We start from the raw sequence: 9519 nt of genomic DNA on the forward strand, positions 1-9519 counted from the left end.
TGAGTTACCTCAGTAGATATATTCTTTTTGTTTACTTATCTTAACATAGTTCGGTTTTTTTGCGCCGACCTACTTACCACCACGGAACAAACTCAAAAAACTCTTAGCCCCCTTTAGCAAGGCTACTTTAAGTGCAGTAATCCACGTTCCCTATTTTTGGCGGCGCACTTCCATATCTTGCGGAAATCTAAAAGCACGCAAAGCAGTGTTGAGTGTTTTGCTGTGAAAAAGGGCGCGAGTAGAGCGATTTGTCATCTTTTCAAGCAGATTAATCAAGTTAATTTTACAGCATCCAAGTGCAACAGAGGCTCAGACCTTCTGCTATCAAATCAGTTATACTCAAAGGTCGATCCTCTTCGAGGGCTTCGCTAACGCACCCTGACTCCTCAAAAAAGCGTGTGAAGCGCAGCTATCGGGCTTTTAATCGATCGCTCAAGAGTCAAAAACGCCACATCTAAAGCTGAGCTAGCTCTCATTTACTTTGCATATTGTAATTATCACCAAAAGCTATAATTTTTTCTCACTCGCTTTCCGCTGCTCCCTTCGGGTTTTACAGCAAAAGTTAAATACAGGTGAGCTGATCTGCACGAAGCGAAAAGTTTTGTTACAATAGGTAAGCTGTTACAAATCGTAACTTATGCTGGTTCCTATTTTAATAATTGACGTTGCCCTCGTTGCCTGGTCTTTGCACTTGATGCAAGAGGCGATCGCGCAACGGGAATTTTCACTAATGCTAGCCGGCACCCTAGTTGCGGTATCAGCCGCCGCCCTGCTAGTCGTCTACTTTCTCATGGGCTCTTGTTTGAGCCATTTAACCGAAATATCCCAACACACTTACTAAATGATAGTAGGCGATTGACCATTGTCCAGAAGCGAGGAGAGTTTTGTGGAAAAAAAGCCGAAAGCCTTGCCTGCAGAAGGCTAAAAACTAATTTCCCCAAAAAGCTTGACAAATATTGGTCAGTTAAGGCATGATTGAGAGCGCGAAAAGAAAGGGGAATTAGCTCAGTTGGTAGAGCACTACAATGGCATTGTAGGGGTCAGCGGTTCGAGCCCGCTATTCTCCATAAATCAAGATTAGGGATAAATTACTCTTGTACCCTTACTCGTAGGGAAACGGCACTCCCGTGTCCTCATCGCCGTGTACTTAGTCGTAGGGAAACAGCATTGCCGTGTCGTTAAATTCGATCGCGCCACACACCGCGAAAACCAATTTTCCCGTAAAATCAAAACAGTCTACCCGCAACCAAAGCGCTACCTGTGGCAAAGTCAACTGAACCCAACAATCCAGAGAGTCCGAGCCAAATTGCCCGCACCCCTCTGTACGACCTATCATTAGAACTCAAAGCCCGAATGGTGCCCTTTTCCGGGTGGGAGATGGCAGTACAGTACGCAGGCATCAGCAGCGAACACCAAGCAGTACGCCAGCAATCAGGAATGTTCGACATTTCCCACATGGGAAAATTTGGTTTGAGAGGGAAACAAGTAATAGAAAAATTTCAACCCTTAGTACCCTCAGACTTGAGCCGCTTGCAACCCGGTCAAGCTCAATATACAGTCTTGCTAAATGCCAAAGGTTGCATCTTAGACGACATTATTTTCTACTGCCAAGAACCAGACCCTATCACTAGCGAAGAACGTGCAGTAATCATTGTCAACGCCGCCACTCGCATCGCAGACAAAGCATGGATAACCACTCACTTAGAATTGAACGGACTCTGTTTTACAGACATCTCCGAAGATAAAGTTTTAATTGCCATTCAAGGGCCGGAAGCCGTTAACTATCTCCAGCCTTTTGTGGAAGACAACCTCGCACCAATTAAGGCATTCGGTCACTTAGAAACAAATTTGTTGGGACAGCCGAGTTTTATCGCGAGAACTGGTTACACCGGCGAAGATGGGTTTGAAATCATGGTGGATGCCGAAGTAGGAAAAGAACTGTGGCAAAAAATGTTAGCTGCTGGCGTTGTACCCTGCGGTTTGGGTGCCAGAGATACCTTGCGTTTAGAAGCAGCAATGGCTCTTTACGGTCAAGATATCGACGATAATATCACGCCTTTAGAGGCTGGATTGGGTTGGGTAGTTCACCTCGACACCAAAGGCGATTTTATTGGCCGCGAAGTTTTGGAACAGCAGAAAGCGAGTGGAGTATCAAAGCGGTTGGTAGGGTTAGAAATGCAGGGGCGGCACATTGCCCGCCACGGCTATCCGGTAATATTTGAAGGCCAAAAAGTAGGGGAGGTTACTAGCGGTACATTATCGCCTACTTTGAATCGGGCAGTAGCCCTCGCGCTTGTTCCGGCAAAATTAGCTAAAATCGGTCAGCAATTAGAAATCGAGATTCGCGGGAAAAACTATCCAGCTAGTGTGGTGAAAAAACCATTTTATAAATCGCCAAACCGACCTAATTAAATTAAGTAGTTGAGCATTAATGCAAGGGCGGGCTAGAAGCCCAACCCCTACTCCCCACAAGAAAGTGTAAGTGTATGTGTTCTTGTGGAACGGGCTTCTAGCCCGTTGCTCATAATTTTGGTCAAGAAGACTCATCTACTAGCTTAGCAAATTTTCGCAGAGTTGCAGCATAGCGATCGCCCGCCACATCCATCAAATCATTATGACCGGCCCCATCAACCCAAAAATTTAATTTCGGCTGCTTCGCCGCTGCAAACAACTGTTCTCCATGCCAAAAATGCACCACCTCATCAGCCTTACCATGAATCACCAAAACAGGCGATCGAACTTTGCCAATCTTATCAATATTCACAAACTTGTCAAAGGGTAAAAGCGGAATCCGCGTCAACACCCGAAAAGCCGAAACAAAGGAACTTTCAACCACCAAACCGCCGACTTTTTGGCGCGAAGCCAAATCAATTGCCGGCCCACCTCCCACAGAACGCCCGTAAAGAATAATTTGCTTTGCAGGTACTCCCAACTGTTGGGTTAAATAATTATAAGCAGCATCAATATCACGATAAGTATTATACTCAGAAGGATTTCCCTGACTCGTGCCGTAACCTTGATAATCATAGGCAAACACAGCAAACCCGCTATCTCGAATCTCTCTGATTAGCCACAAAATGCTGTCCAAGTCTTCCGCATTTCCGTGACTGTAAAGTATGGTATATTTAGCTTGCGGGTTAAGAAAATGAACAGTAGAAATTTTCACGCCATTAGCTGAGCTAACTTTGATAAATTCCCTGTTCTCACTCTGACTAGATGGGGGAGGTTGAAAAATTAGCCGTTCTGAAAAAAAGAAACCGTAAAAACATAGAAATGCGTAAATAAAAATTATAGAGCGCATCAGTCTTTTGACAGAAAATTCTCCAAAAAGCAAGCGTTTAATATTTTTTTTGTTCCACTGAGTCATTACTAAAGGCTCATAGTTGAATAAGATTTAACTAATACTTTTTTATTGCGAGAAAAGACATGGCACTAACATACCCCGATGACCTGAAATACCTAGACACCCACGAATACATCCGACTCGAAGGCGAAATTGCCACCATCGGCATTAGTGCCTTTGCAGTTGACCAACTCGGCGATATCGTGTTTCTAGATTTGCCAGAAGTCGGTGCAGGGTTGGAAAAGGGCGAAGCTTTCGGTACAGTCGAGTCAGTGAAAGCCGTTGAAGACTTGAAAGCGCCCGTTACCGGTACAGTCGTAGAACGCAATGATGACATTATAGAGGCTCCCGAAGATTTGGCAGAAGACCCCTATGGGGCTGGATGGCTGCTGAAAGTGCGCGTTGACAATCCCAGCGAAGCAGACGAGGCTTTCTCGGCCCCGGAGTATCGCAAAATGGTCGAAGGGGAATAGGGAATAGGGCATAGGGCATAGGGCATGGGGCATAGGGCATAGGGCTCGTTGATAATTCCACAATCCGCCAGGGGTTGAAACCCCTGGCTAATAGCACAAGTCGTCTAAAGACGACTCAAATACCAAGCAGTTGGGCGGGGAGTTCCGATAAGTGCAGCTTAATCTACAGTCGTCTTCAGACGACTTTAGCTATGAGACAGGGGTTTCAACCCCTGTCGGACTGTCGGACTGTCGGACTGTCGGACTGTCGGACTTTGATAGAGGCAGAAAATCTTCCTTAGTCGGCGACCGACGACTTTAGCTATGAGACATGGGTTTCAACCCCTGTCAGACTGTCGGACTTGGATAGACGCAGAAAATCTTCCTGGTTTTCTTAGCAAAATGTTACAAACAAAGAAGCAAAAGTCTATTCAGGAGAATCCGCCTTGGTACTCTACAGCCCTCAACTTGAACCCAACCAGCAGCAAAACCTTTCCTCCATCGGTGGTTTTGCGGGCCGGCACATTGGCCCGAAACCCAGCGAAATCCAGGAAATGCTCAATGTTTTGGGGATTTCTAGCCTCGATGAGTTGATTGACAAAACGGTTCCTGCGGCGATTCGCATTTCTGGGCTCCTACACCTTCCCGAAGCGCAAAGCGAGTACAGCGCTTTGGCAGAATTGAAAGAAATTGCTGCAAAAAATCAGGTATTTCGATCGTACATCGGCACTGGATATCACGACTGCATAACTCCCCCCGTCATCCAGCGGAATATCCTAGAAAATCCCGGCTGGTATACAGCTTACACTCCCTACCAAGCCGAAATTGCTCAAGGGCGATTGGAAGCTTTACTGAACTTCCAAACCATGATAATTGACCTCACGGGTTTGGAAATTGCCAACGCTTCTTTGCTGGATGAAGGGACTGCGGCGGCGGAAGCGATGGCGGTGAGTTACGGCGCCAGCAAAAAGGGGGCAAAAGCGTTTTTTGTTTCCCAAGATTGCCACCCTCAAACTGTGGAAGTGGTGCAAACTCGCGCTAAGCCACTGGGAATTGAGGTAATTGTCGGCGACCATCAAAGCTTTGAGTTCGATCGTACAATCTTCGGCGCTCTCCTGCAATACCCCGCCACAGACGGCGCAATTTACGACTATACAGATTTTATTCGATCGGCACACGAAGTCGGCGCATTAGTCACAGTAGCCGCCGACATTTTGAGCCTTTGCTTGCTCACACCCCCCGGCGAATTCGGTGCGGATATAGCCGTAGGAAGCACTCAGCGCTTCGGAGTGCCGATGGGATTCGGAGGGCCCCACGCCGCCTATTTCGCCACGCGAGAAGAGTTTAAACGGCAAGTTCCCGGAAGAATCGTCGGCGTTTCTAAAGATGCCAACGGCAAATCTGCTTTACGTTTGGCCTTGCAAACTCGCGAACAGCACATCCGCCGCGAAAAAGCAACCAGCAATATTTGTACTGCTCAAGTTTTGCTGGCAGTGATGGCGGGTATGTATGCTGTTTATCACGGCCCGTCTGGACTGAAAGACATTGCTGAGAAAGTATGGAGTTTAACAGCACTGTTGGCATCCGGTTTAAGAGGTTTCGGATACAAAATTGGTTCTCAACCTTTCTTCGATACTTTGCGGGTAGAATTGGGAGACAAACCGCTGTCAGAAATACTAGAAGCTGCTAAAGTTCGCCAAATTAATCTCCGAGTTTTTGATGATTCGACAGTGGGAATCACTTTAGATGAAACTGTCACCGCTGAAGATGTGCAAGAGTTGTGGAAAATTTTTGCACAGGATAAGGATTATATCAGGGCTGACGGGCAGAATGCTCTCAACATTCCGCTGGATGCAGACGCATTGAGTTCCTATTTGACCTTACCAGATTTTTGCGATCGCACCAGCAGCTATCTCGCCCATCCAGTTTTCAACAGCTACCATTCAGAAACTGAACTTTTGCGCTATTTGCACCGTTTAGAAGCCAAGGACTTATCCCTAAATACATCGATGATTCCCTTGGGTTCTTGCACAATGAAATTGAATGCAACAGCAGAGATGATGCCGGTGACTTGGGCGGAATTTGGCAAGATACATCCTTTTGCACCCCCCGCTCAAACTCGCGGCTATCAAAAGATGTTCGTGCAACTAGAACAGTGGCTGGCAGAAATCACAGGTTTTGCGGGAATTTCTTTGCAGCCAAACGCCGGTTCCCAAGGCGAATACGCGGGCTTGTTAGTTATTCGCCAGTACCACGAATACCGAGGCGAATCTCACCGAAATATCTGTTTGATTCCCCAGTCAGCCCACGGTACAAATCCGGCTAGCGCGGTGATGGCGGGGATGAAAGTAGTTGCTGTCGAGTGCGATTCCCAGGGCAATATTGATGTCGCAGATTTACATAAAAAAGCAGAGAAACACAAAAATGAATTGGCGGCTTTGATGGTAACATATCCATCAACTCACGGCGTTTTTGAGGAAGAAATTAAAGAGATTTGCGCTATTGTCCACAACTGCGGCGGACAAGTTTATATGGACGGCGCAAATATGAATGCTCAAGTTGGTTTGTGCCGCCCCGGTGATTTGGGTGCTGATGTTTGTCACTTGAATTTGCACAAAACATTCTGTATTCCCCACGGCGGTGGCGGGCCGGGAATGGGGCCGATTGGGGTAATGTCTCATTTAGTAGAGTTTTTGCCCAGTCATTCTATTCTTAATAGTCAACAGTCAACAGTCAACAGTCAACAAACATCAGTTGGTGCTGTTTCCGCCGCGCCTTGGGGAAGTGCTAGCATTTTGCCTATTTCTTGGATGTACATTCGGATGATGGGAGGAGTGGGTTTAACTGAGGCGACAAAAGTAGCAATTCTTAATGCTAATTACATGGCAAAACGGTTAGAATCCTATTATCCGGTTTTGTACAAAGGGAAAGCTGGTTTGGTGGCGCACGAGTGTATTCTGGATTTGCGATCGCTCAAAAAAACTGCGGCTATTGAAGTCGAAGATATCGCTAAACGGTTGATGGATTACGGTTATCACGCGCCGACGGTTTCTTGGCCGGTCGCAGGTACGGTAATGGTGGAACCGACGGAAAGCGAATCAAAGCAGGAATTAGACCGTTTTTGCGATGCAATGATTGCAATTCGAGGCGAAATTGCGGAGATTGAAAAAGGTAATGTTGATCCGCAAAATAACGTCTTAAAAAATGCGCCGCACACCGCAGAATCTCTGATGGTTGATGAGTGGAATCGTCCTTATACTCGCGCGCAAGCGGCTTATCCGGCACCTTGGACTCGCGAACATAAGTTTTGGCCGGCGGTGGGCCGGATAGATAATGCGTTTGGCGATCGTAATTTTGTCTGTTCTTGTTTACCAATGGAGGCTTACACTTAAGATTGAAACCGGGTTTTTTCCCAGATTAAAACTGTCACCTAAATCTCCGAAAAAACCCGTTGGTTGAGCGAAGTCGAAACCATACATTCCGGCTTCGACTTCGCTCAGGATAAACTCCGCCGAAGTGTCGAAACCATACATTCCGGCTTCGACTTCGCTCAGCCTACCGCTCTTTACGGTGGTTGAGCGTAGTCGAAACCCTCCACCTCACCCAAAGCCCCAACAAAATTCCCCCATCTCAGCTATAATCAAAACCATCAACTCCATCCACAAACCCGCCATGAGACGCTGGCCCGACGGACAACAACTAGACGACGGCAAATACATCATCGAAGAATACCTAGGTGGCGGCGGATTCGGTGAAACCTACCGCGCTCAAAATCGCCATGAAGGTAAGTCAGTTGCGCTCAAAACTCTGAATCTTTTCCAACAATTACAGCCGGATTTTGCTAAAACACAAAATAAATTCCTCAAGGAAGCAATGTCTTTAGCCAAGTGTCGTCATCCCCATATTGTCGAAGTTTATGATATATTTCGCGAGGGTGATTTCAATTGTATGGTAATGGAATTAATCGATGGGATTGACTTGGCTACCCATCTCAAAGAAAACGGCCGTTTGTCGGAACAAAAAGCTTTGTCAATGATTCAGCAATTAGGCGATGCACTGACTTGCGTCCACAAGCAAAACCTGACTCACCGCGATGTTAAACCCGAAAATATTATGCTCAGAAAGCGCGGTATGGAAGCAGTTTTGATTGATTTTGGTTTGGCGCGACAGGCGACGTTATCAGTAAAGTTAATGACTAATAGTAGCAGGGGGACTGAGCATTACGCACCCATTGAACTTGCGGAACAACGCTCTCAACTTGGCCCTTATACTGATGTTTATTCTTTGGCGGCGACGCTGTATAATATGCTCACAGATAACAAGCCGATTCCGTCGCCCGGTAGAAAAATTATTGATCCTTTTATTCAGCCAAAACAGTATGATAATAAAATTAGCGACAGGGTGAATGCCGCGATTATGAAAGGGATGGAGTTGGAACCGCAAAATCGCCCGCAGTCGGTGCAGGAATGGTTGGATTTGCTGATACCAGAACCAGTGGTATTGCCATCACCACAAGTCAGCCCTCAGCCTGCACAAAAATCTTTTGAAACGCCGCTGCCAAAACCAGCGCCTCCTGAGACTGCGCGCGTAGTTTCAGCGGTGGGAATGGATTATATAAACTTGCGAAATTTATTGGCGGCAAAAAAGTGGAAAGAAGCCGATGAAGAAACTCTGAGAGTGATGTTGAAGGTGGCGGGTAGGGAGAAAAAAAGATGGCTGGATACAGAAAGTATTGATAATTTTCCCTGCGAGGACTTGCGTACCATTGACCAACTTTGGGTACAATACAGCAATGGGCGCTTCGGTTTTAGCGTGCAGAAGCGTATCTATCAAAGTCTGGGGGGAACTAGGGAATACGATAGCGAAGTTTGGCGGAAGTTTGGCGACAAGGTAGGCTGGAGAAAAAATATACTTGGGTACTACAACGACCTCACTTTTTCAGAGAAAGCACCAGAAGCTCACCTCCCGGTCTTTTGGGAGGCTGGTGGGGAGATGTTGGGCGGTGGGTGGCGGCGGGGTGGGGGGTATAGGTCTCTCTTCTCTCGCGTCGAGACTTGTAGACTGTAATATCTAAGCGTTTCAGGATTTCATAAAAATTTATAACAAAGCCCAAAACCACGAAGCCATGCCATGTCTACATTTCCGACGGGGTTGTCGGGACATAACGAGCAACTAATCAAAGTAAAATCAATCTCAGAAACCGGGTTTCTGCGATAATTTATGTATCATCATCCAGATTCAGGAAGAAACCCGGTTTCTACCTCCCCACCAACAGCCTCCAAAGTCCATAAGCACCGCGCAAAATCTAAGAAACCGGGTTTCTACGAGTATCTAAACATCCTCACCGAGATTTAGGAAGAAACCCGGTTTCTGAGCACCGTGCTACATCCAAGAAACCGGGTTTCTGCGATAATTTATGTATCATCACCGAGATTTAGGAAGAAACCCGGTTTCTGTCGCCCCACCCATCACCCCCAATTCAATTAATTGTAAACAGACATCAACTTCCCCTAATAGTCGTAAATACAGAAGTAGAGGAAATAGTACAATGGATAAACTAACCGAGTATCCCAAATTAATTGAGCGGATTTTAACCGAGTATATAGAATTGTGCCGCCGTCCTCAACCAGACATCGAAACCTTCTTAACTGTACTTTAGACTAAATAAAGATGAGAACGGTGGCTTTGAGAAGAACTAAAGCCACCGCGCCGGGAGAGAATAAG

Annotated in this window: 6 protein-coding genes and 1 tRNA gene; 6 read left to right on the forward strand and 1 reads right to left on the reverse strand. The window is 46.5% G+C overall.

The genetic code is table 11. The features are described 5' to 3' along the window. The first annotated feature begins 637 nt into the window (after window positions 1-637). The 3 genes from QUA83_RS29260 (at window position 638) to gcvT (ending at window position 2412) form a co-directional block, all read left to right on the forward strand. Window positions 638-841 (forward strand): hypothetical protein, encoded by a 204-nt coding sequence (locus QUA83_RS29260; protein WP_333085722.1) that lies wholly within the window; start codon window positions 638-640, stop codon window positions 839-841. Window positions 842-994: 153 nt separating this feature from the next. Then, window positions 995-1067, forward strand: a tRNA-Ala gene (locus tag QUA83_RS29265). 193 nt (window positions 1068-1260) lie between these two features. Then, window positions 1261-2412 carry a glycine cleavage system aminomethyltransferase GcvT gene (gene gcvT, locus QUA83_RS29270; RefSeq protein ID WP_333297663.1) on the forward strand — a complete coding sequence of 384 codons (1152 nt, stop codon included), beginning with the start codon at window positions 1261-1263 and terminating at the stop codon, window positions 2410-2412. 121 nt (window positions 2413-2533) lie between these two features. Here the strand turns inward: gcvT and QUA83_RS29275 are convergent, their stop codons facing one another. Further along, window positions 2534-3166: an alpha/beta hydrolase gene (locus QUA83_RS29275; protein ID WP_445301827.1), complete on the reverse strand. Its 633-nt coding sequence runs from the start codon at window positions 3164-3166 to the stop codon at window positions 2534-2536. 260 nt (window positions 3167-3426) lie between these two features. On the opposite strand from QUA83_RS29275, the gene gcvH reads away from it, so the two are divergent. The 3 genes from gcvH (at window position 3427) to QUA83_RS29290 (ending at window position 8862) form a co-directional block, all read left to right on the forward strand. Beyond that, the gene (gene gcvH, locus QUA83_RS29280; RefSeq protein ID WP_333297666.1) at window positions 3427-3816 is read left to right on the forward strand and encodes a glycine cleavage system protein GcvH; all 390 of its coding nucleotides are present in this window, start codon (window positions 3427-3429) and stop codon (window positions 3814-3816) included. 425 nt (window positions 3817-4241) lie between these two features. Continuing rightward, window positions 4242-7187 carry an aminomethyl-transferring glycine dehydrogenase gene (gene gcvP, locus QUA83_RS29285; RefSeq protein ID WP_333297668.1) on the forward strand — a complete coding sequence of 982 codons (2946 nt, stop codon included), beginning with the start codon at window positions 4242-4244 and terminating at the stop codon, window positions 7185-7187. 280 nt (window positions 7188-7467) lie between these two features. After that, window positions 7468-8862, forward strand: coding sequence for a serine/threonine-protein kinase (locus QUA83_RS29290; RefSeq protein WP_333297669.1), 1395 nt, complete (start codon window positions 7468-7470; stop codon window positions 8860-8862). The last annotated feature ends 657 nt before the right edge of the window (window positions 8863-9519 follow it).

The organism is Microcoleus sp. K1-B1 (genome assembly GCF_036704705.1).
GTDB lineage: Bacteria > Cyanobacteriota > Cyanobacteriia > Cyanobacteriales > Microcoleaceae > Microcoleus.

Excerpts from the sequence above, each read along its gene's own strand:
- QUA83_RS29260 (WP_333085722.1), top strand. The coding sequence starts at position 638 with ATGCTGGTTCCTATTTTAATAATTGACGTTGCCCTCGTTGCCTGGTCT.
- gcvH (WP_333297666.1), top strand. The coding sequence starts at position 3,427 with ATGGCACTAACATACCCCGATGACCTGAAATACCTAGACACCCACGAA.
- QUA83_RS29290 (WP_333297669.1), top strand. The coding sequence starts at position 7,468 with ATGAGACGCTGGCCCGACGGACAACAACTAGACGACGGCAAATACATC.